The sequence below is a fragment of the Mycobacterium branderi genome (assembly GCF_010728725.1).
In the GTDB taxonomy this organism is placed as follows: Bacteria; Actinomycetota; Actinomycetes; order Mycobacteriales; family Mycobacteriaceae; genus Mycobacterium; species Mycobacterium branderi.
On the sequence record NZ_AP022606.1, the window covers coordinates 3,538,246 to 3,560,818 of the forward strand.

At 67.2% G+C, this 22,573-nt stretch carries 14 protein-coding genes; 7 read left to right on the forward strand and 7 right to left on the reverse strand.

What is annotated here, in order from left to right:
• Window positions 1–6: 6 nt before the first annotated feature.
• The 3 genes from G6N47_RS17235 to G6N47_RS17245 all read right to left on the reverse strand — a co-directional run bounded on the left by G6N47_RS17235 (window position 7) and on the right by G6N47_RS17245 (window position 2,746).
• Window positions 7–1,314, reverse strand: coding sequence for a beta-ketoacyl [acyl carrier protein] synthase domain-containing protein (locus tag G6N47_RS17235; protein ID WP_083131608.1), 1,308 nt, complete (start codon window positions 1,312–1,314; stop codon window positions 7–9).
• Window positions 1,311–2,069 (reverse strand): thioesterase II family protein, encoded by a 759-nt coding sequence (locus tag G6N47_RS17240; protein ID WP_083131660.1) that lies wholly within the window; start codon window positions 2,067–2,069, stop codon window positions 1,311–1,313. Before G6N47_RS17240 ends, G6N47_RS17235 begins: the two co-directional genes overlap by 4 nt.
• A gap of 71 nt (window positions 2,070–2,140) precedes the next feature.
• Complete coding sequence (locus G6N47_RS17245; RefSeq protein WP_232080230.1) at window positions 2,141–2,746, reverse strand: GNAT family N-acetyltransferase; 606 nt, start codon at window positions 2,744–2,746, stop codon at window positions 2,141–2,143.
• A 95-nt stretch (window positions 2,747–2,841) separates the two neighbouring features.
• On the opposite strand from G6N47_RS17245, the gene G6N47_RS17250 reads away from it, so the two are divergent.
• Genes G6N47_RS17250 through G6N47_RS17260 form a run of 3 tightly spaced genes read left to right on the forward strand, consistent with a single transcriptional unit; the run spans window position 2,842 to window position 15,772 of the window.
• On the forward strand, window positions 2,842–7,833 hold the full coding sequence (locus G6N47_RS17250) for a non-ribosomal peptide synthetase (RefSeq protein ID WP_083131609.1): 4,992 nt from the start codon (window positions 2,842–2,844) through the stop codon (window positions 7,831–7,833).
• Window positions 7,815–12,344: a non-ribosomal peptide synthetase gene (locus G6N47_RS17255; RefSeq protein ID WP_179966389.1), complete on the forward strand. Its 4,530-nt coding sequence runs from the start codon at window positions 7,815–7,817 to the stop codon at window positions 12,342–12,344. The genes G6N47_RS17250 and G6N47_RS17255 overlap by 19 nt, the downstream gene beginning before the upstream one ends.
• Window positions 12,341–15,772, forward strand: a complete 3,432-nt coding sequence (locus G6N47_RS17260; RefSeq protein ID WP_083131611.1) for a non-ribosomal peptide synthetase — start codon at window positions 12,341–12,343, stop codon at window positions 15,770–15,772. Before G6N47_RS17255 ends, G6N47_RS17260 begins: the two co-directional genes overlap by 4 nt.
• Here the strand turns inward: G6N47_RS17260 and G6N47_RS17265 are convergent, their stop codons facing one another.
• Window positions 15,773–17,131 (reverse strand): SagB family peptide dehydrogenase, encoded by a 1,359-nt coding sequence (locus tag G6N47_RS17265; RefSeq protein WP_169717258.1) that lies wholly within the window; start codon window positions 17,129–17,131, stop codon window positions 15,773–15,775.
• A 156-nt stretch (window positions 17,132–17,287) separates the two neighbouring features.
• On the opposite strand from G6N47_RS17265, the gene G6N47_RS17270 reads away from it, so the two are divergent.
• A complete protein-coding gene (locus tag G6N47_RS17270) occupies window positions 17,288–17,779 on the forward strand; it encodes a hypothetical protein (protein ID WP_083131612.1) in 492 nt (163 codons plus the stop codon).
• A 43-nt stretch (window positions 17,780–17,822) separates the two neighbouring features.
• Entirely contained in the window at window positions 17,823–18,335 is a 513-nt protein-coding gene (locus G6N47_RS17275; RefSeq protein WP_083131613.1) for a hypothetical protein, read from the forward strand.
• Here the strand turns inward: G6N47_RS17275 and G6N47_RS17280 are convergent.
• The 3 genes from G6N47_RS17280 to G6N47_RS17290 all read right to left on the reverse strand — a co-directional run bounded on the left by G6N47_RS17280 (window position 18,332) and on the right by G6N47_RS17290 (window position 20,173).
• A complete protein-coding gene (locus G6N47_RS17280) occupies window positions 18,332–19,201 on the reverse strand; it encodes a sigma-70 family RNA polymerase sigma factor (protein WP_083131663.1) in 870 nt (289 codons plus the stop codon). The genes G6N47_RS17275 and G6N47_RS17280 overlap by 4 nt on opposite strands.
• Window positions 19,198–19,794 carry a carboxymuconolactone decarboxylase family protein gene (locus tag G6N47_RS17285; RefSeq protein ID WP_083131664.1) on the reverse strand — a complete coding sequence of 199 codons (597 nt, stop codon included), beginning with the start codon at window positions 19,792–19,794 and terminating at the stop codon, window positions 19,198–19,200. The genes G6N47_RS17280 and G6N47_RS17285 overlap by 4 nt, the downstream gene beginning before the upstream one ends.
• Before the next feature lie 67 nt (window positions 19,795–19,861).
• The gene (locus G6N47_RS17290; RefSeq protein WP_083131614.1) at window positions 19,862–20,173 is read right to left on the reverse strand and encodes a type II toxin-antitoxin system VapB family antitoxin; all 312 of its coding nucleotides are present in this window, start codon (window positions 20,171–20,173) and stop codon (window positions 19,862–19,864) included.
• Window positions 20,174–20,354: 181 nt separating this feature from the next.
• Here G6N47_RS17290 and hrcA point away from each other — a divergent pair, with 181 nt between their 5' ends.
• The gene (gene hrcA, locus G6N47_RS17295) at window positions 20,355–21,398 is read left to right on the forward strand and encodes a heat-inducible transcriptional repressor HrcA (RefSeq protein ID WP_083131615.1); all 1,044 of its coding nucleotides are present in this window, start codon (window positions 20,355–20,357) and stop codon (window positions 21,396–21,398) included.
• A 38-nt stretch (window positions 21,399–21,436) separates the two neighbouring features.
• On the forward strand, window positions 21,437–22,573 hold the full coding sequence (dnaJ, locus tag G6N47_RS17300) for a molecular chaperone DnaJ (RefSeq protein WP_083131616.1): 1,137 nt from the start codon (window positions 21,437–21,439) through the stop codon (window positions 22,571–22,573).

Consider the following 22,573-nt stretch of genomic DNA (forward strand, 5'->3'; position numbering starts at 1 on the left):
CGGTAGCTACGAATCGTCACTGGTCTCACTCACTGGCATGGCGATGATGGCGTGCGCGTTGGCGCCTCCGGCCCCAAACGACGACGCGGCACCGTAACGGACACCGTCCTTGGGTTCCCACCGGTGCAGCTTGGTGGCCAGTCGCATACCGACGAGATCCCAGTCCAGCTTGGTGGTTGGGTTGTCCGAGAACAGGGTTGGCGGAATGCAGCCGTGCTGCCCTGCGAGCAACAGCTTGATCAGTCCAAGAATGCCGGATGCCGCTTGCGCGTGTCCGGCATTCGACTTGATCGAACCCAGCAGCGCGGTGGATCCCGCTGCGCCGTAAGTCTTGAAGAGCGCGAGCAGTTCCACCGGATCGCCCGCGAGGGTAGCGGTGCCATGGCCTTCGACCATGCCCACATCCGCCGGGTCGATCCCCGCCGCGTCGAGCGTCTTGCGAATGAGCTGTTCTTGGGCGCGTACCCGCGGCACCAGGATTGGCTTGCCCTTCCCGTTGTGGTTGGTGCGGATGGCCAGGATGCGCCCGTAGACGGGATGTCCCAGTTCCCGTGCTCGCGACTCCCGTTCGACAAGAACCACGCCCGCACCTTCGCCCCAAACGGTGCCGCTGGCGTCGTCAGCGTACGCTCGGCAGTGACCGTCCTCGGAAAGCGCGTTGAGCCGCGCGAACTCGAAAAATGCGCCGGGAGAACCCATTACGCACACCCCGCCGGCGAGTGCCCAGTCGCATTCGCCGGTCTGCACCGCAGTGGCGGCCAGGTGCAGCGCGGTCAACGAGGATGCGCAGGCCGAGTCGACACACATCGACGGACCGGTCAGGCCGAGGCTGTGCGAGATGCGGCCGGCCGCACCCAGTTGTCCCAGGCTGGCGATCCGGTGGCCGCTGTAGGCGTCGGCGGTCGCCGCGCGCGGGCCGTACTCCATCGGCGACATTCCGATGAAACAGCCACCCTCCTCGCCGTCGAGCGTGCCGGGGTTGATTCCGGAATTCTCCAGCGCCTTCCACGCCACCCGCATCGCCACCCGCTGCTGGGGATGCATCACCAGTGCCTCGCGGTAGGTGATGCCGAACAGCGACGGGTCGAACATCGCTGCGCCGTCGAGGAATCCGCCGGCGTCGCACACCCGGCCCCAGCCGTCGAGCCGGGACACCGACAGCAGCTGATCGAGCGGCCAGCCACGGTCCCGCGGGAACGGAGTGATCAGCTCTCGCGATTCGGCCAGCGCCGACCACAACGCAGCGGGAGTGTCGACTCCGCCGGGCGCCTCGACCGCCATCCCGGAAATGACGACAGGGTCGTCGGTGGTCACGCGCTCTGCTCGCAATACCCGGGCGCCGCCAACAACTTCGCCACCGCGTCGAGGTGATCGGCGAGATAGAAGTGCCCGCCGTCGAACACGGTGACGGTCGCGGTGTCGGTGTGCTTGCCCCACCCGTAGAGATCGCCCAGCGTGACATAGGGGTCCTGATCGCCGCCCATCGCCTGAATCGGCGCGGCCACCTTGACGTCTGCGGCGCAGTCGTAGGCATCGAAGGCTTGGTAATCCGCCTTGATCACCGGCAGCGCCAGCCTCATCAGCTCGCGGTTGGCGAACACGTCCGTCTCGGTGCCCTCGAGCGTCGCGAGGTGGTTGAGGATGGCCTCGTCGTCGGTGGGGTGCGGTGGCTTGGCCGCGACGTGGCTGGGCGCCACCGCGGCGGAGACGTTGAGTTGGCGCACGTCGATCCCGCTGGACTCGGCGATCCGCACGAACTCGAACGCGATCAACGCGCCCATGCTGTGACCGAAAGCGACGATGGGTACGCCGCGGTTGTGCTCCGAGCGCGAAAACTCCTCGAACGCCGCGGCCGCCATCGCCGGCAGGGAGAGCAACGGCGCTTCGCCGGCCCGGTCCTGGCGCCCCGGGTATTGAAAGACGAGGACGGTAAACGTGCTACTGAGGACTTTGGAGAAATCGCGGTAGGCCGATGCGCCGGAGCCGGCATGGGGAAAGACCAGCAGGACGGGCCGCTCGGGCGAATCGGGTTTGTGGAACTGCCTGATCCAGCCCAACGTGCGCGGCATGGGCACCACCTCTCGATCGCCTGACTCCGCGGCCCCAAAACTTAGCGAAGGCTAACATAAGCTGCGGCCCGTTAGGGCTGCTCCCGATCGCGGACCATGAGGGCCGCACGCTTGTCCGGCAGGTCTACGACCGCGAGGCGGTAAAACCCCGCCCGCTCGAGCATCCGGACCACCCGCTCGTTGGTGACGTCAGGCTCGGTGACCACCCGGGTGGCATTCGGATCGGCATCGAGCAGCCAGGTAGAGATTGCGTCCATCAGCCTCGCGGCCAGCCCGCGGCCCCGGTACCGGGCCGGACCCAGCAGCATGTGAAAGCCGACGTCATGCGCACGGGCCGGGTAGTACCGGGCCAGCGGATCAAGGTCGGCGCGATAGAGCTCCCAGTAGCTGATCGGCACCCCGTCGAGTTCACCCAGGACAGGGACGGAGTGCGCGCTGCGGTCCTGTTCGCGCAGATACGAGCCGATTCGGTCGCGAGGCCAGGGTTTCCGCCAGAACCGGGCCACCTCGGGATCGTTCATCCAGGCATGCATCAGGTCGAGGTCGCCACCCGGGTCCAGCCGGCGCAGTGAGAACTCCCCGGAAAACGTGCCATGGTCCAAGGCCAGCCGGCGGTGCTGCAGGTCCAGCGAGGCCACGCTGGCACTCTCCGCACCGGATCGGTCGACGTAGGTCACTGGCTCTCCTTCGGCTTGGTTAGCATAGCCTATGCTAAGGCGATGCTTTGGTGGCTGACGCGACTCGTGCGAACCGGACTAAGTGAGACCAGTCGATGACGGACAACGCCCAGACCGTGCAGGACCGCCGCAGGGAACTGCTGCGTAAGCGCATCGCCCAAAGCGGTGTGACGCCAGGCCATTCGAGCGAGCACGCGGTGATCCGCCCCGGCGAGCGTTACCGGCTGTCGAGCGGCCAGCGCCGGATGTGGTTTCTGCAGGCCATGGATCCATCGGACTCCACGCTGAATATCTGCGTCGCCTACCGGTTGACCGGTCCGCTGGACGAGGGCCGGCTGCGCAACGCTGTGAACGACGTCGGTGCGCGCCATGCGATTTTGCGCACCACCTATCGTGTCGACGGCGAGGGCGAGCCGTATCAGGAATTCCACGATGACGTCCAGATACCTTGGCGCACATGCGATCTCACTGGTGTATCCGACGCCGAACGGCAACTCGAGGTGCTGGCGTCCGGCGACTTCGGCAGGCCGTTTGACCTCGGCAGCGAGCTTCCGCTGCGGGTAACCGTGGTGCATACCGGCGCCGACGAATCCGTGCTGCTTCTTGTCGTGCACCACATCTGCTGGGACGACGACTGCTGGGAGTTGTTTTTCGGCGAGCTGAGCGCCGCGTACAACGGGCAGCCGAAGGGCGGCCAACCGCCACAGTATGTCGCCGTCGAGGTGCTCGAGCCCCCGGCCGAATCCACCGCGGCCGACATCGAGTACTGGCGAAAGTCCTTGCAGCCGTTGCCCGAACCGGTGGAGTTGCCCGGCCCGGCGGCGGCAAACCCGTCGCGGCGGGCCGAACGCCGGACCCGCGCAGTGCCCGCCAACCTGTTCAGCCGCGTCGAAGCCTTTGCCCGCGAGCACGCCACCTCACCGTTCACGGTGTTGCTGGCAGCGTTCGGGGTGCTGATCCGTCGCTACACGGGCGCGGCGGACTTTGTGGTCGCCGTCCCGGTCACCGAGCGCCGGGCCGCTGCGCAGAACGCCATCGGCTATTTCGGCAACACGCTGCTGCTGCGGCTGGCCGCCGAACCGCACGATTCGTTCGCGTCATTCGTCGACACCGTTCGTGAAACATGCCTGGGCGGCTTTGCCCACCAGTCCGTCGGCATCGACAGGGTTGTCAACGAGGCGCACCCGGAGCGGACATCGGGCCGCGACGGGATGGATCATCTGGTCCGGCTGGGCTTCAGCATGCGCAAGAGCGTCGGCGGATTCTCGTTGGACGGCATCGTCGTTCGGCAACTCGAGCTCGGCGCCGTCACCGCGCCGGTGCCACTCGCCATGGCGGTCGTGCTCGAGCCCGACGGCGTGTTCACCGAGATCGAGTACCAGGTCGACGTGCTGCCTGCAGAACTCGTCGACCAGATGCTGGCCCACTACCTCCATCTGCTGGACAACGCACTGCGTGCGCCGGGACACCGGGTCACCAGCCTGGACATGCTCGGCCCCGGCGAGCGTGCCGCCGTTCTGGCACAGTCTCACGGCGAACTCGTCGCCACACCGCCCACCACGCTGGGCGCCATGCTCGAATCGGTTGCGGCCGCCACGCCGGACGCGGTCGCGCTGGCTTCCGACGACGCAGAGCTGACCTATGCTCAGCTGCATCAGCGCGCGAATCGCTTGGCGCGCTGGCTGATCGGCAAAGGAATCGGCACTGAAGACGTCATCGGCCTACGGTTGGCCACCTCGATCGAGTTCATCGTCGCCGTGCTTGGCGTCCACAAGGCCGGTGCCGCCTATCTACCGATCGACCCGGCATACCCGGAAGACCGCATCGACTACCTGATCACCGACACCCGTCCGCGCATGGTCATCGGTCGACCGCAACTCGACGCCGCCGAAACCGCCGCAGCTCACTTGCCGGACGCCACCATCACCGACGCCGAGCGTGTCCGCCCGCTGCACCCGGACAACCTGGCCTATGTCATCTACACGTCGGGCTCGACCGGGCGGCCCAAAGGGGTGGCCGTCTCCCATCGTGCGATTGCCGAACACGTGGACGGCTTCATCGCCGAGTGGAGCATGACCGCCGAAGACCGAATGCTGCAGTCGTCGTCGGTGAGCTTCGACGCGTCATTGCCCGACATCTTCATGACGTTGTCGATCGGTGCCCGGCTGATCGTTCCCAAACCCGAGGCGTTCGGCGACATCGGCTACATCGCCGATCTCATTGACCGCCACGGCATCACGGTGGTGCACATGGTGCCCTCGCTGCTCGCTACGCTACTGGCACTGCCGGAGGTCAAGCAGTGGCGACAGCTGCGGCACGTGCCGGTAGGCGGAGAAGCGCTGCCGGGGCAGGTCGCGGACAAGTTCGCCACCTACTTCGACGCCGAGTTACGCAACCACTACGGCCCGACCGAGGCAGTGGTGTGCTCGACGCACAAGCTGGTCGAGCGGTCGTACGGGACCGGCGTCGTGCCCATCGGCGTGCCGAACCGCAACGTATACGCCTACGTTCTCGATCATGAGTTGCAGCCGGTGCCCGCGGAAGTGGTCGGCGAACTCTACCTTGGCGGTGCGCAATTGGCGCGCGGCTACCTCGGGCGGCCGGGCCTGACCGCCGAACGGTTCGTCGCCGACCCGTTCAACGCCGGAATGCGGCTGTATCGCACCGGCGATCTGGTCCGCCGGAATATGGCGGGGGAGTTGGAGTTTGTCGGCAGGGCCGATGAACAGGTCAAGGTACGTGGCTTTCGCATCGAACCGGGCGAGGTCGAGTCCGCGATCACGTCGCATCCAGCGGTGCAACAGTGCCTGGTCCTCGCAACCGACACCGAGGCGGGGCCGATACTGGCTGCCTACGTGGTGCCGCGGGCGCAGCTGAACCTCGACGAGTTACGCGATTATGCCGCCACGCTGCTGCCGGATTATATGCTGCCCAGCGCCTTTGCGATGATCCCCGAGGTTCCGCTGACCGTCAGCGGAAAGCTGGACAAGCGCGCGCTGCCCGCACCGACGCCGATTGCGGCGCGCGCCTACCGTGAGCCGGCGACCACGACCGAGCGCCGGATCTGCACGATCTTCGCGCGGCTGTTCGGCTGTGAGCGGGTCAGCGCCGACGACTCGTTTTTCGAATTGGGCGGTCACTCGCTGCTGGCCGCACGACTGGTCGCGCAAGTCCGCGCCGAATTCGGCGTGGAACTCGCGGTTCGTGCAGTGTTCGACACGCCGACGCCGGCCGGATTGGCGGCCCGGCTCGTTGAGCAGTTCCGTGCGGAGTTCGATATCGACCTCGATGATCTGGACACCGGCGAGACATTCGACGACGCGGCAGATTCGGGACGCCCGGAACTCGTCGCCGCCGCGCGCCCCGAGCGCATCCCGTTGTCCTACTCACAGCTCGCCGCCTGGTTTCAGTACCGGATGGAAGGGGCGCGCGACGCGTTCAACCTGCCACTGGCGCTTCGGTTCAGCGGTCCGCTGGACACCACCGCGCTGGCCGACGCGCTGAACGACGTCGTAGCTCGCCATGAGGCGTTGCGGACCAATCTGGCTGAGCACGAAGGGATTCCCTACCAGTTCGTCCACCCGAGATTGGAGCTGGAGCTACCCGTTCGGCACGTCGGCGCGGCTCACGTCGACGAGACGATCGCCGAGTTGCGCCGCGCAGTCTTGACACCCGAGGCCGGACCATTGATCCGGGCGACCCTGCTGGCGGTCGACCCGCAGACCCATGTGCTGCTGGTGATCGTTCATCACATCGTCAGCGACCACGCGTCGCTCGGAATCATCTACGACGACCTCGTCACGGCCTACCGGGCCCGGCTGGCAGGGCAGCCGCCGCAATGGAGCACATTGCCGATCCAGTTCGTCGACTACGCGCTGTGGCAGCGCAACGCCTTTGACGGGCCCGGCGGGTGGGGCCGGCACGAGATCGACTATTGGCGCGAGGCACTGGCTGGCCTGCCCGACGAGACCTCGATAGTGCCCGACCGCGAACGCCAACCGGTGGTGGGAAAGCGCGGGGAGGTAGTGACGTTCACGGTCTCCGCGGCCCAGCGTTCGGCCCTGGCCCGACTCGCCGAGCACAACGGGGCCACCGAGTTCATGGTGTACCAGGCCGCCGTTGGGGTAGTGGTGCACAAGCTGGGTGGCGGCACCGACATCGCGATGGGCAGCCCGGTCGCGTCCCGCGTCGACTCGGCCACCACCAACCTGGTCGGTCTTTTTGCCAACATTGTGGTGCTGCGCAACGACCTGTCCGGCGACCCGAGTCTGCGGGCCACGGTGGCGCGCAGCCGCGACATGGTGCTCGACGCGTTCGCGCACCAGGAGGTCCCCATCGAGCGCCTGGTCGAGGCCGTCAAACCGGCCCGCTCCCGATTCCGGAACCCCTTGTACCAGAACACCATCCATTTCCGCGGCCAGGACTGGGTAACGACGCCTCGCGATCTCACCGCAACGGGGCAAACCACCGTCGTGGCGCTTCCGATGGATTTCGACGTCTCGCTGCTGGACCTGGACGTCAGTATGCACGTGACGTCGCACGGGGAACTCGAGGTGCGCGTTGTCGCCAACGCCGATCTCTACGAGCCGCAGACCGTTCGGCTCATCGCCGATGCTCTCAAAGCCGCCCTCGACGCCTTCGCGACGACCCCGGATTGTCCGGTATCGACTGTGGAGCTGCTGGCATCGGCCGACTTGGCGAAAGTGCTTGCGCCGCCGACTACGGCGGGCGCCGGGCCGTCGCAGCCGGCGGCCCGCGGTTCCGCGGAAACCGAGCAGCGGCTGATCGCGATGCTAGAGGAGTTGCTCGACATCGCCGGTGTCGAGCCCGACGACAACTTCTTCGCGCTCGGCGGCGACAGCATCATTTCCATCAAATGGTCGGCGCAGGCGTCCGCGCAGGGACTGGCGCTGACACCGGCAATGGTTTTCGAGCACATGACAATCGGGGAGCTGGCCGCGGCGGTCGATGCGGCAGCGCCTCAGGATGGTTCGACGTCCGAGCAGGAGTACACGCCGATGAGCGCATCCGGCCTGAGCACTGACGCGTTGGCCGAACTCACCGCGGCATGGCAAGAGCAGTCGTGAGCAGCGCTCCGCCGCAGATCGAGGACGTGCTGGCGCTCACGCCGCTGCAGGAAGGGCTGTTTGCGCTGTACCGGCTGGCCGAGGACAGGGTCGACCTCTACAGCATGCAGTTCGTGGTCGACATCGACGGGCCGGTCGACGTGGAGTTGCTGCGCCGCAGCGCGCAGGCCATGCTGGACCGGCATCCGAATCTGCGCGCCGCCTTCTGGGATCGCGGGGTGGAAAAACCGGTTCAGATCGTGCCCGCCGAGGCACAGTTGCCGTGGTCCGAACGCATTGCCGCGCCAACCGAATTCGAGTCCATCGCCCGATCGGAGCGGCGTCGCCGGTTTGATCTGAGCCGCGGCCCGGCATTGCGCGTCCTGCTGCTCCGCGTGCCCGGCGAGACCAGGCGACGGATGATCTTCACCGCGCACCACATCGTGGTGGACGGCTGGGCGCTGGCGGTGTTCTTCACCGAAATGCTCGCCGTGTACCGGGCCGGGGGATCGTTGGAGGCCCTGCCGCCGGCGCGTCCCTATCGCGACTACATCGTCTGGCTCGCCGGGCAGGACAAGGCGGCGGCATTCGATACGTGGCGAGAGTATTTGCAACGCGTGTCCGGGCCGCTGATGGTGGCTGACACCAGCGTCGTTGCCGGAGAGCGCATCCCGGAGAAGGCGTCACTGCTGCTGCCCGCCGCCGATACGACGCGGCTGCGGCAATGGGCAAGTAGTTCGGGGATCACGCTCGGCACCGCGGTCCTTTTCGCCTGGGCGGTCGTGCTCGGCAGGATCACCGACCGCCGCGACGTCGTGTTCGGCACCATCGTTTCCGGCCGCCCCGAGAACTTGACCGGTGTCGAAAGCATGGTCGGATTGTTCATCAACGCCGTGCCGGTCGTGCACCAGGTCAGCGACACCGAATCGGTGGTCGGGCAGTGCTTCCGGTTGCAGCGCGAGTTGTCGACGATGCGCGACATCGGCTACTTCAGCCTGTCGGAACTGCAACGCGCGCACGGCCATCCGAACCTGTTCGACAGCATGTTCGTGTTCGAGAACGCGCCCATCGAGGACGCCATCAAAACGGTGACCGAACCCGACGGCGCCCGCTTCACTCCGGTGGAGATGGAAAGCCTGACGCACTATCCCCTGACCGTCGTCTCGCACCTGAGCGGCGACGCGCTCATGGTGGTCGTAGAGGCGATTCCTGAAGCGCTGCCGCATCTTCCGGCCGCCGAGCTCGGCGAACGACTGCTTGCGGTGCTGCGTCAACTGCCCGATATCGGCGAGCGCACTCCCGACGCCCTGGACATCCTTACCGCAGCCGAGCGTCACGTCGCGGCGCGGCCGGCGCCGGCTGTAGAGCGCGCGACGGTCTGGGAGATTTTCGAACAGCAGGTGCGCGCGACCCCGGAGGCCGACGCGCTGAGCACCGCCAGCGGTGAGCGGTACACGTATTCGGACCTGCATGGACAAGCATGCCGGCTGGCGGGCGAGCTGGCCGCTCACGGCGTGGGACCGGAAACGGTGGTCGCGCTGGCGCTGCCGCGCTCGCCGCGATACATCGTCGCCATCCTGGCTGTGCTCGCCGCCGGTGGCGCCTACCTGCCGGTCGACGTCACCCTTCCCGAGACGCGCATTGAATCCATTGTGGCCCAGGCTAACCCGATCACGGCGATCGCCGAAGCCGGCTGCCACAAGCTGCTTCCCGCCGGGTTACCGTCGCTGCTTCTCGATGATCACGCCGTCGCCGAACGCGTTTCGCGCCGCGCCGCTGTCGGACCCGCCGCTGCTCGCCACCCCGAACACAGCGCATACGTCATCTTCACTTCCGGTTCCACCGGTGAACCCAAAGGCGTTGTCGGCACGAACATTGCGCTACTCAACTATTTCGCCGATCACCGGGAGCGCGTCTACCGGCCGGCCTTGGAGCAGCTTGGGCGCCCGCTGCGGATCGCACACGCCTGGTCGTTCAGCTTCGACGCCTCCTGGCAGCCCATGGTTGGCCTGCTGGACGGCCATGCGCTGCACCTGTTCGACGCCGACGAGATGCGCGACGCCGACCGACTGGTGCGTGGACTGGCCGCCCACCGCATCGACATGATCGACACCACGCCGTCGATGTTCGTCCAACTCCGTGCCGCAGGGTTATCGGACGCGCCGCTGTCAGTCCTTGCGCTGGGCGGCGAAGCGATCGACACCGCGCTGTGGGACCAACTGCGCGCGCTTTCGCCGACCGCGGTCTACAACTGCTACGGGCCCACTGAGGCGACGGTCGAGGCGGTGGTGGCGCCGGTCCAGGATTACTCCGCGCCGACGATCGGTACGCCGAACGCCGGAACCGTTGGCTACGTGTTGGATTCGGCATTGCGGATGGTGCCCGCTGGTGTCATCGGCGAGTTGTACCTGTCGGGCGCGCAGCTGGCCCGCGGGTATGCCGGCCGGCCGGGACTGACCGCGGGCCGTTTTGTGGCCGACCCCTTGCGTCCGGGACAACGCATGTATCGCACCGGTGATTTGGTCCGCCGGCTGCCGCACGGCGGCTACGCCTACGTCGGCCGCAGCGACACTCAGGTCAAGATCCGCGGCTACCGTGTCGAAGTCGGCGAGATCGAGGCTGCGCTGCGCGCCCGACCCGAGGTGCACGACGCGGCGGTTGCGGTGCAGCGGCGCGGCGGTGGTGCCCAACTGGTGGGCTTTGTGGTGTGGCATGAGAACACCGCAGGCGACCCGGTTCTGTTGCGGGCCAGGCTCACCGAGCTGTTGCCGCTGTACATGGTGCCGGCGCGGATCGTGGAACTGCCTGCGCTGCCGGTGAACAGTAACGGCAAACTCGACGGCCACGCGTTGGATCGGCTGGCTGAGGAAGCGCTTTCGGGCGCCGGCGACGGCGCGCTGTCGGCAACCACCACGACGGAACGGTTGCTGTGCGAAGTCTTCGAAGAACAGCTGGGCGGCACGGCACCACACATCGACGACGACTTCTTCTCGCTCGGGCTGGACAGCATCGTGGCTATCTCGTTGGTGCACAAGATTCAGCGGCGCGGTCTCACCGTGAGTCCACGGATGGTGTTTGCCTTCCCCTCGATTCGCCAACTCGCGGCCGCCATCGACGATGGCATTGGCTACCCCGCAGCCGCCGAAAGTGCCGAATACGGCGAAGTGCCGCCGTTGCCCATGGTGTCCTGGCTCTACGAGTACGGCAACTACCGCCGCTTCACCCATACAGTCTTGCTGAGGTTGCCCGACGACATCGACGAATCGTCGATCCGCTCGATGCTGCAGTTGCTACTCGACGGGCACGACACGTTGCGCTCGATCCTGCACGACACTCCAGACGGACCGCGGCTGGTCACCCGTGAGCCCGGTGTGATCAGCGCTGCCGACGTGCTGACCCGCGTCGAGCTGCCGGCCGACGCCGAATTTCTCGGCGCTATCACACATTACGCACGCCAAGCCAACGACCAGATCGATCCCCGTCGCGGCGCCATGCTGCGGGCGGTGTGGCTGCACGGCACCGATCGCGCGCCGGTACTGCTGATCAGTGCCCACCACTTGGTGGTCGACGTGGTCTCCTGGCACGTCATGCTGGGAAATCTCGCTGAGGCGTGGCGCGCCGTGCAAGCCGGTGCGGCACCGAAAGCGCTGCCGGAGTTCACCTCCTACCGGCGGTGGTCGGAACTGATGTGGCGGCGGGCCGCGACGGCGGAGGTAGCGGCGCAGCGCGACTACTGGGCTGGGCAGGTCCGCGACCCCGACCCCGCGCTGGGTGTACGCCATCCGGATCCCAACCGCGACACCTGGTCCACCCTGCGTGTGACCCCCGTGATCACTCCGGTCGAAACGACCGAGCGTGCGCTCATCCGCGCGGACCGTGTTCGCGAATTCCTGCTCACCGTCACCGCAATGGCCGTTGCGAGTTGGCGCCGCGTTAGGGGGCAGGACCCGTCGTCGGGCACGCTGCTTGCCCTGGAAAGCCACGGGAGAGCCGACGCCATCTTGGACACCGACACCACCAACACCGCCGGCTGGTTCACCACGGCGTTTCCGGTGCGCCTCGGATCGGGCAGGTGTGCGGTCGACGTCGAGCAAGCCGAAAGTGACCCGGGCGCTGCCCGAGCGCTCTACGATTCGGTGGCCGCGCATCTGACCGTAATCCCCTACGAAGGACTGGATTACGGGCTACTTCGCTACGTCGAGCGGGTCCCCGAATTGCAGGAGGCCGCCGAACCGCAGATCCAGTTCGGGTATCTGGGTCGGTTGGACCTCAGTGGTGTCAGCGATCAGCCGTGGTCATTGCTCACCGAGCCCTACATCGGCGCGCTTCCGATCGACCCCGAACCTGACCTGCCGCTGCGGTTCGCGCTGAACATCAGCACGCTGGTGGGAACCACCGGGCAAGGCTCGCAGCTGATCACCAACCTGCGCTGGAGCAATGCCCTTTTCGACGCTTCCGACATCGACCTGCTGGCAGGTTTCTGGCGGCGCGGCATCGAGGCGCTGACCGTCGGACTGGAGAGCACGCCATGATCAGCAAGGACGAGATCAGGGCGACGGTGGCGGCCCAACTCGATTGCGCCCCAGCAGATGTGGCCGACCACGACGACCTCATCCAACTGGGACTCAACTCGATCCGGATGATGGCGCTCGCGGGAGGCTGGCGCAAACGCGGGGCCGACATCACCTTCGCCCAACTCGCGGCCAACCCCACCGTCGACTCGTGGCACGACCTGCTGATGGAGGGAATGGCCGGCGCGGCACAGCCGGTTCCCAACCAGCCCGTCGCCTCCGAGGACGCCCCCTTCCCGTTGGCAACCATGCAGCACGCGTATTGGATCGGACGTTCCGACGAGCAGCAACTCGGCGGGGTAGCGGCCCACCTCTACGTCGAATTCGACGGCGGCGCAGTGAACCCCGCGCAACTGGACAAAGCGGTGGCGAACCTCGTCGCCATTCATCCGATGCTTCGCACCCGGTTCCTCCCGGATGGGACGCAGCAGACCATGCCCAGGCCGGGGCGGCCGGTGTTCAGCGCCGTCGACCTGCGCGGGCAGAGCCCCGAGGCGGTGGACGCCGCGCTCACCCAATTGCGCGACCGGAAAACCCACCAGCGCTTGGCAATTGCAGAAGGACAGGTTATCGACGTCACGTTGACCATCTGTGACCAGGGCCGCACCCGCCTGCATCTGGACATCGACATGCTGGCCGGTGACGCCATGAGCTACCGGGTGCTGGTTTCCGACCTGGCCGAGCTATACCGGGGCGCAGCGGTGCGGGCGCCCGGCTACACCTACCGGCGGTACCGCACCGAGCGCACCGTTGACGGCGCCGCACGTGAGCGTGATCGGCACTGGTGGCAGCAGCAGATAGCTCAGCTGCCCGCTGCACCCGAACTTCCCACCGTCGCCACGGCATCGCATCGCACCGTCCGATACGCGCACTGGTTGGGGCCGGAGTCAAAGCAGCGGCTACTTGCCGGTGCGCATCGCCGCGGCGTCACACCAGCGATGGCCGTCGCGGCGTTGTTTGCCGACACCATCGGCGGCTGGTCGGCGCAGAGCAGGTTCCTGCTGAATGTGCCGTTGTTCCATCGCGACTCGGTGCACCCCGACATCGACCGGGTGGTGGGCGACTTCACCTCGTCGGTCATGCTCGACGTCGACGTCACCGAGAACATGTCGGTCACCGACCGCGCCCGCGACATTCAGCGCCGGATGTACGAAAGTGCTGCCCACGCCGCCTATTCCGGGCTTGACGTGCTGCGTGATCTGGGACGATACCGCGGTGAGCCGGTGCTGGCGCCCGTCGTGTTCACCAGTGCGCTCGACCTCGGGGAGTTGTTCGCCGACACCGTCGTCGACACGTTCGGTGAGCCGGTGTGGATTGTCTCGCAGGGCCCCCAGGTATTGCTCGACGCTCAAATCACCGAACTGCAGGACGGATTGCTGCTCAACTGGGACGTGCGCGAGGCGGCGTTTCCGCCGGGGCTGATCGACGCCATGTTCGCCAGATTCACCCGCGCCGTCGAGCGCCTTGCCGATAGCGATGCGGGGTGGGACGCCGAGGCGGCGGTGCGGTTGCCGAGCGACCAGGCGAAGATACGCGCGGCGGTCAACGCGACCGACGGCCCAGTCAGCGCCAGGTGCCTGCACGAGGCCTTCTTCGACTATGCCGCCGCCACCCCGGAGGCGCCCGCGGTGGTGTGGGGACTCGGCGAGGACGCGGGCGCATGGAGTTACCGGCAACTGGCAGAACGTTCACTGGCGGTCGCGGGCGCATTGCGTGCCCGAGGTGTGCGTCGCGGTGACGCCGTCGCCGTCCAACTCCCCAAGGGACGCGACCAAATACTGGCCGTGCTCGGGGTACTCGCGGCCGGGGCAACATATGTGCCGATCGGATTCGATCAGCCAATTGCGCGGCGCGCCAAGATCCTTCAGACAGCCGACGTCGTCGCGGCAATCACCGCCGAGACCGTCCAGATGGACTCGGTTCCCTGTATGTCCATCGAGGCCGCGGCCAACCACTCCGCACCGCTGCCGGCGCCCGTCTTACCCGACCCTGACGACATCGCCTACGTGATCTTCACCTCCGGCTCGACGGGGCTGCCCAAGGGCGTCGATGTGCGCCACAGCGGCGCGATGAACACGATCGACGCCGTCAACGCGTGGTTCGGCGTCGGCAGCGCCGACCGGGTGCTTGCATTGTCCGCGCTGGAGTTCGATGCGTCCGTCTACGACATGTTCGGCATGTTCTCCGTGGGCGGCTCGCTGGTAGCGGTCGACGCCGAACAGCGTGCCGCGGCCACCACCTGGGTGGAATTGCTTCGCCGGCATCGGGTTTCGATTCTCAACTGCGTGCCAAGCATGCTCGACATGATCTTGGAGCTCGGCGGCGATCAGCACGGCGACTCGTTGCGGGCAGTCACCCTCGGCGGTGACTGGGTCGGCGCCGACCTTGCGCGCAGACTCGCCCGGCAAGTGCCGGGATGCCGGTTCGCCGGACTGGGCGGTGCGACCGAGACATCCATCCACCACACCATCTGCGAGGTCGTCGGCGAACCACCACCGCAGTGGGCGACGGTGCCGTTCGGCATTCCGTTGCGCAATGTGCGGTGCCGGGTCGTCGCGCCGTCGGGCCGCGACTGCCCCGACTGGGTAACCGGCGAACTGTGGGTGGGCGGCGCGAATGTCGCGGCGGGCTACCGCAACGACCCGCAGCGCACCGCGGAGCGCTTCGTCGAGCATGGCGGTGTTCGCTGGTACAAAACCGGTGACATGGCCAGGTATTGGCCGGACGGCACCATCGAGTTCCTGGGCCGGGCCGACAACCAGGTCCAGATTCGCGGCTACCGCGTCGAACTCGGCGAAGTGGAGAGCGCGTTGCGCACGGTGCCCGGAGTGCGCCACGCCGTCGCTGCGGTGGTCGGTGACGCCGCACCGACACTGGTCGCCGCGATTTCCGGCAATCCGACCGGCGATGTCTCCGCGGCTGTGTCGGATCTGCTGCCGGGCTACATGGTTCCCAAGCGCATCGTGGCATTCGACCAAATGCCGTTGACGGCCAACGGAAAGCTGGACCGCAACGCGGTGACCAGGCTGCTCGAACCGGGAACCACCGACACCGCAAACGGTGCGCCAGGTAACGACGTCGAAGCGGCGCTCGCCGCGATTGTCGCGGAGGTACTGGGCGTGGATTCGGTTGGGGTACACCATGATTTCTTCGCCATGGGCGGTGATTCGGTGCTGGCCACCACCGTGATCGCCCGGCTGCGCGACTGGCTGGAAATCGATCATGCGGTGGTGGCCGATCTCTTTGCCGCGCGAACCGTCGCAGGGTTGGCCGAGCGGCTGGGCCAGCGGGAGGCTGGGCGCGGTACGCCGGATCGCCTGGCGGTGATCGCGCGTGCCTACCTCGAGGTTGCGGCGTTGACCGACGAAGAGGTTCTCGCGCAGGAGTAGTCAGGCAACTGAGCCGACGATGATGCTGCCGACGTTGCATTCCTGGCGTTCGTCGACTCCCGTGGCGGCGACGAACGCGGCGGTATCGCCGAATCCCTGGGCGCACGCGCCCAGGCCCATCGCGGTTGCCGCCAAATAGATTGTCTGCATCAGGACACCGACGTCTTTCAGGATGGCGGCATAGCCGATCTGCTCGTAAGTCCACATGATGCGGCCGCTCCGTGCCGCCATCGCGACGAGTACCTGCGGCTCGGCGCCGCCGGTCAACGTCGCCGAAGCCGGTTTGACCAGGCGGGACACCGCATTTGACTCCGCGCCGGCCACCGGCCGCAGCACGTGGTCGAACGAGTCGTAGTGGTACATGCCCGGCTCCAGTCCGCCGACGTTGCGCACCACCGGGTACAGCTCGAGTTCGTAGAGACCGCCGCCGGACGGGTAGGGCCGCGACAGCAGTTCCTCGCCCGGGCCGACGAGCTGGGTTCGCCTGGTGCGTGCTGTGCGGTACAACAACTCGCCGAGTTGTTCGACGGTGATGGGACTGGTGTCGTCGAAAGTTCTGGTCGAAACACGGTCTTCGAGAACGGTTGTCAGCGTCGGGTCTTCGGTTCGTTTGGCCGTGAGGTCGGGGACGAACAGGGCGATCGGTTGGCCGGGATAGTTCGGCCGGCGCGCCGAGGGTTGCGGGAATCGGTCCTTGGCCCACTTGGTAGGTCCGAAATGCTCCCAGGTGACAGTGCGCTCACCGAGCGTGCTGCGGCGGTGAAACCACAGATCCGGTGTGCTCCAGGCCAGCGACTCGAAGCTGGCGTCTTCCTCGCCGGCCGGTCGCCGGAAGCCACACCAGTGCAGGTCGTCGACGAACTGGGCGGCGACGGCAGCCGGTACCCGGGGGTCGGTCGGCACCGGCCCGTCCAGCAGCGTGAGCAGACTCGGATCGTGGATCCGTAGATCGCACCACCCGAGCGGATGCTCGAGCGCAAATCCGCCTGAATCCCGGTGCAGGACAGCGAATTTCGACAGGATGCTATCCGGCGGCGATGACTCCGGGCGTGCTGCGGGCTGGCCGAACGGCAGTATGGAGTACAGCTCGCGTACGCCGTCGCGCACCGTAATGGTCAGCCAGCCGCCGGCAGTGAGCTGATCTACCAGTGCGACGACGTCGTTGCTGTCCGACAGTTCGGAAATGGTTGTCGGGCCGAGGTTGAGCGTCTTGAGTGCGTGCAGCTGCCCCGGGCTCAGTCGGGTCAGCTTTTCGCTGCGGGGAGGATTCAGCAGCACCGCGCCCGCGGGTGTGGTCAGGCAGGTGACGCCGGACCGAAATGCGTAGGTGGTCTGATCGGGGTAGCTGACGGTGGACAATCCGCGACCTCTTTCGCTGCCTTCACGGGATTCACCGTGCCAAGCCCATGAGCGTAGGGCAGCGGCGAGCTCGTGTAACACGACGGGCCGGCAAAACGACACACCAGTATCAGCATCACCACCAACAACAGCTACGTCCGACCCGAAGGGACACCCATGACCCTGAAAGCCCTCGCCACCGGTGTGGCAGCCGTCGCCGCGATCGGCGCCGCAGCCGCCGGCCTGACGTCCAGCTACCCGACGACATCCCAGGTGCAGCCCGTCGTCTTCAGCGTGCCGTTGCCGCTCGACCAGACCACAGCTTTGCCAACCGTCGGCCAGCTTTCCACCGTGCTGACCAGCCTCGCCGACCCCAACGTCCCGTTCGCGAACAAGTCCGGGCTGGTCGAGGGGGGCATCAGCCCGTCCGAGGCTGCGCTGGCCGACCACGCGCTGCAGAAGGCGGCCAAAAAGGGCCAGTTGCCGTTGACGTTCGGCATCTCGAACATCCAGGCTGCCGCTCCGGGGAGCGCCACCGCCGACGTGGCGGTCTCGGGTCCCAAACTTACGGCACCGGTCACGCAGAGCGTCACGTTCGTCAACCAGGGCAGCTGGGTGCTGTCACGCGACTCGGCCATGACGCTCCTCCACGCGGCCTCTGGGCACTAGTCTTCGCTGTGATACTGCCGACACCCGAATCGAAGGGACATCCATGACTGTCAAAGCTCTCGCTACCGGTGCGGCGGCCGTCGCCGCGATCGGTGCCGCAGCAGCCGGATTCGCGCCTGCCAACCCGGCCCCAGTGCCGGTGCTGCCCGTGGTCTTCAGCGTGCCGTTGGACCCGCCGCCAGCCCCGCCGCCGGGGCAGGAGCAGCTGCCCAGCGCTGACCAGTTGGCAAACCTGTGCAACCAAGTCACGGATCCTGGCGTGAGGTACACCGAGAAGAACAATCTCGTCCAAGGCGGCATCCCTCAGAATGAGGGCATGGTGGCCGACCACGACCTGAGAAAGGCCTACCGCAACGGGAACTTCCCGGAGCAGTTCAACGTGACGAACATCGCGCCGGCCGGGCCGAATGCGGCCAGCGCCGACGTGGCTATCTCGGGTCCGAAGTTCGCCGGACCCGTCACCAAGCAACTCGCGTTCGTCAACGAAGGCGGCAACTGGATGCTTCAGCATGACGCCGCGATCGCGCTGATCCAGGCGGCCACCGCCACCAATTAGCGGGACAGCGCGCTCAGGTCGATCCGCGCGAGGCGTGCGGGGTCGGCCAGCACGTCGATCGCGGCGATGCGGTTGCCGCGTACCACGAAGCCCATGATCGCGGCCGGATGGCCGGCGACGAAGATCACCGCGCCGGCGGCGCCGTTGACGGTGGCGGCGCGCGCTTCCCGCTCCGGGGCGGCGTAACTGCGTGCCAGGCCGGCCACCGCCGACGCGCCTCGCACCCAGCGGGTTTGGTCGGGGCCGAAGTCGCCGCGCAGCACCACATCCGGATCCAGGACCGCAACCAAGCGGTCGAGGTCGCCGGCGCGCCCGGCCGCGAAAAAGGCGTCGACGACCGTGTGTTGAGCGCTCAGGTCGGCGTCCGGATCGGGTGCGGCGTCCTGGATGCGCCGCCGCGCGCGACTGGCCAGTTTGCGGGCCGCCTCCGGCGACCGGTCGACGATCCCCGCGATCTGGTCGAACGGCACCGCGAAGACGTCGTGCAACACGAACGCCAGCCGCTCGGCCGGCGGCAACGTGTCCAGCACCACGAACAGGGCCAGCCCGACCGCGTCGGCCAGCAGCGCCTGGTGTTCGGGATCGAATTCGCCGACCGCGTCGACCACCGGATCCGGAACATGGGCGACGAGTTCCTCGGCCCGACGGGCGCGCCGGCTGCGCAGCGTGTTCAGGCAGATCCGCGCCACCACGGTGGTCAGCCACGCATCGAGGTTCTCGACGTCAGCAGCCCCGTCGCGGCTCAGCCGCAGCCACGCCTCCTGCACCGCATCCTCGGCGTCGTCGACCGAGCCCAGCATGCGGTAGGCGAGCGCGCCCAGCTGCGGACGAGCCGCCTCGAATCGTGCCGCCAGCGAGGCCGTCACCGGCTGGCCGCGTCCGGCAGCGCACACACTCGGCCCTCGGAAAAGCCGGACGACCCGATCCCGAGCGCCAGGTTGAACCGGGCCCGAAAGTTGCCCAGGTTGATGACGTGGGTGAGGGCGACGAGTTGCGGGGTGTCGAAGTATCCGCGCAACGCGTCGAAAAGCTCGTCGGTGACCTCGACGGGCGTGCGGCTCATCGCCGCGGCGTAGTCGAGGATCAACTTCTCGACATCGGAGAAGCACGGGGCCCTCTTGTAGTCGGACAGCGCGAGCAATTCCTCGTCGGTGATGCCCCACTCGCGTGCGATCTGCGAACCCAAGTCGATGCAATACTCGCAGCGCACTGTGGTCGCCGCCTTGAGCTCGGCAAGTGCGCGGTGGCGGGCACTGAGCATGTCCAGTTTCGACTCCGCCAGTTCCAGCCGCCCGATCGCGTTGAGCAGCTTGGGGATGTGGGCGTACATCCGAAGGGGTTCGAGCATCGTCGCGGTTTGCAGTCCAGTCATCTGCTTGAACCGACGCTTGGTGAAGAAGAAGGCGATCCGGGCGCCCAGCCCGGCGTCGCGGTCGGAGACTCCGGTAAGTCGTGGCATGGTGTCCTCCTGCTGCAAGTGGTCTCACTTAGCTCGACACCCGGAGCCGCCGAAACGTGACCGCTGACTAAGCGTGCTGACCGGCCCCGTCCATGTCCAGCAGCCGCGCATGCAGCACCGTGCGATTCCGCAGTGCCGCGCGCACCGCCCGATGCAGGCCGTCCTCGAGGTAGAGGATGCCCCGCCACTTCACCGCGTGCGGGAACAGATCACCGTAGAAGGTGGAGTCTTCGGAGAGCAGCCGATCCAGGGCGAGCACGGTGGTCGTGGTGACCAGCTCGTCCAGCCGGATCTGGCGCGGCGGTATCTGCGACCACTCCCGATACGACAGGCCATGGTCGGGGTACGGCTTGCCTTCCCGCACTCCTTTGAAGATCATTCGCCGACCGTCTCCGGTGCCCGGTCCGACGTGAGCATGGTTGTTAAGGCTAGCCCGCCGCCGATGCGGGCCGAAAGGCCCGGGGAGAAGGCGGGCGATTCAACACAGCCCTCGATTGCCGATGACCGTAACCCGCTGCTGATCACCGTAAAATGGACGCGGTCAAGGAGGTGGACTCGGAATGGGAAGTGCCGACGAGCGTCGCTTCGAAGTGCTGCGCGCCATCGTCGCCGACTTCGTCGCCACCAAAGAACCCATTGGCTCGAAGTCGTTGGTGGAGCGCCACAACCTCGGAGTGTCCTCTGCCACTGTGCGCAACGACATGGCGGTCCTGGAGGCCGAGGGCTACATCACGCAGCCGCACACCAGCTCAGGACGGGTACCGACGGAGAAGGGGTACCGCGAGTTCGTCGACCGGCTACACGACGTCAAGCCGCTGTCGTCGGCGGAGCGGCGCGCCATCCAGAGCTTCCTCGGGTCCGGTGTGGATCTCGACGACGTGCTGCGCCGCGCGGTGCGGCTGCTGGCCCAGCTGACTCGCCAGGTGGCCATCGTGCAGTACCCGACGCTGTCGACGTCGACCGTGCGGCACCTGGAAGTGATCGTGCTGACACCCGCGCGGCTGCTGATGGTGGTCATCACCGACACCGGCCGGGTCGACCAGCGCATCGTCGAGCTCGGCGACGTCATCGACGACCATCAGCTCTCCCAGTTGCGCGAGATGCTCGGCCAGGCGCTGGAGGGCAAGAAGCTCTCGGCCGCCTCGGCCGCGGTGGCCGACCTGGCGGGGCAGCTCAATGGGCACGGCGGGCCATCCAACAGCCTGTCGGACGCCGTCGGCCGTTCGGCGACCGTGCTGCTGGAGTCGCTGGTCGAGCACACCGAGGAACGGCTGCTGCTGGGCGGCACCGCCAACCTGACCCGCAACACCGCCGACTTCGGTGGCTCCCTGAGGTCGATCCTGGAAGCCCTCGAGGAGCAGGTGGTCGTGCTGCGCCTGCTGGCCGCCCAGCAGGAAGCCGGAAAGGTCACCGTGCGGATCGGCCACGAAACCGAAGCCGAGCAGATGGCGGGTGCGTCGGTGGTGACCACCGCGTACGGCACGTCCGACACCGTCTACGGCGGGATGGGCGTGCTGGGGCCCACCCGGATGGACTATCCCGGAACTATCGCTAGTGTCGCTGCGGTTGCTATGTACATCGGCGAAGTGCTGGGTGCTCGATGACCGCGCACTCGTCTAGCGCTGCGTAAGAAAGGTCAGGCGTGGCACGCGATTACTACGGCTTGCTCGGCGTCAGCCCGAACGCCAGCGATACGGAGATCAAACGCGCCTATCGCAAGCTGGCGCGGGAACTGCATCCCGACGTCAACCCCGACGAAGCGGCTCAGGCGAAGTTCAAGGAGATCAGCGTCGCCTACGAGGTGCTGTCCGACCCGGAGAAGCGACGCATCGTCGACATGGGCGGGGACCCGCTGGAGAACGCCGCGACCGCCAACGGCTTCCCGGGCTTCGGCGGCCTCGGCGACGTGTTCGAGGCGTTCTTCGGAGGCGGCTCCACCTCCCGTGGTCCAGTCGGCCGGGTCCGGCCCGGCTCGGATTCGCTGCTGCGGATGCGGCTGGATCTCACCGAGTGCGCGACCGGGGTCACCAAGCAAGTCACCGTCGACACCGCGGTGCTGTGCGACCGCTGCCAGGGGCGGGGCACCAACGGCAATTCCGGCCCGGTGAAATGCGACACCTGCGGCGGCCGCGGCGAGGTGCAAACCGTGCAGCGCTCGCTGCTGGGGCAGGTGATGACCTCGCGGCCGTGTCCGACCTGCCGCGGCGTCGGTGAGGTCATCCTCGACCCGTGCTACCAGTGCGGCGGCGACGGCCGGGTGCGGGCCCGCCGGGAGATCAGCGTCAAGATTCCCGCCGGTGTCGGCGACGGCATGCGAGTGCGGTTGGCGTCTCAGGGCGAGGTCGGGCCCGGCGGGGGACCGGCGGGCGACCTCTATGTCGAGGTGCACGAGCAGCCGCACGACATCTTCATGCGCGACGGCGACGACCTGCACTGCACAATCTCGGTGCCGATGGTCGACGCCGCGCTGGGTACCACGGTGAGCCTCGACGCGATCCTCGACGGGCTCACCGAGATCACCGTGCCGCCGGGCACCCAGCCCGGCTCGGTGGTCACGCTGCGCGGTCGTGGAATGCCGCACCTGCGTTCCGGGGTGCGCGGCGATCTACATGTGCACGTCGAGGTGGTGGTGCCGGATCGGCTCGACCACCGCGACGCGGAACTGTTGCGCGAGTTCAAGAGCCGCCGCGGCCGTGACGTCGCCGAGGTCCGCTCGACGCACGCCGGCGCCACCAGCGGATTGTTCAGCCGGCTGCGCGAAACCTTCACCGGTCGCTGA

Excerpts from the sequence above, each read along its gene's own strand:
- G6N47_RS17285 (WP_083131664.1), bottom strand. The coding sequence starts at position 19,794 with ATGCCACGACTTACCGGAGTCTCCGACCGCGACGCCGGGCTGGGCGCC.
- G6N47_RS17255 (WP_179966389.1), top strand. The coding sequence starts at position 7,815 with ATGGCAAGAGCAGTCGTGAGCAGCGCTCCGCCGCAGATCGAGGACGTG.
- hrcA (WP_083131615.1), top strand. The coding sequence starts at position 20,355 with ATGGGAAGTGCCGACGAGCGTCGCTTCGAAGTGCTGCGCGCCATCGTC.
- G6N47_RS17250 (WP_083131609.1), top strand. The coding sequence starts at position 2,842 with ATGACGGACAACGCCCAGACCGTGCAGGACCGCCGCAGGGAACTGCTG.
- G6N47_RS17275 (WP_083131613.1), top strand. The coding sequence starts at position 17,823 with ATGACTGTCAAAGCTCTCGCTACCGGTGCGGCGGCCGTCGCCGCGATC.
- G6N47_RS17240 (WP_083131660.1), bottom strand. The coding sequence starts at position 2,069 with ATGCCGCGCACGTTGGGCTGGATCAGGCAGTTCCACAAACCCGATTCG.
- G6N47_RS17270 (WP_083131612.1), top strand. The coding sequence starts at position 17,288 with ATGACCCTGAAAGCCCTCGCCACCGGTGTGGCAGCCGTCGCCGCGATC.
- G6N47_RS17260 (WP_083131611.1), top strand. The coding sequence starts at position 12,341 with ATGATCAGCAAGGACGAGATCAGGGCGACGGTGGCGGCCCAACTCGAT.
- G6N47_RS17290 (WP_083131614.1), bottom strand. The coding sequence starts at position 20,173 with ATGATCTTCAAAGGAGTGCGGGAAGGCAAGCCGTACCCCGACCATGGC.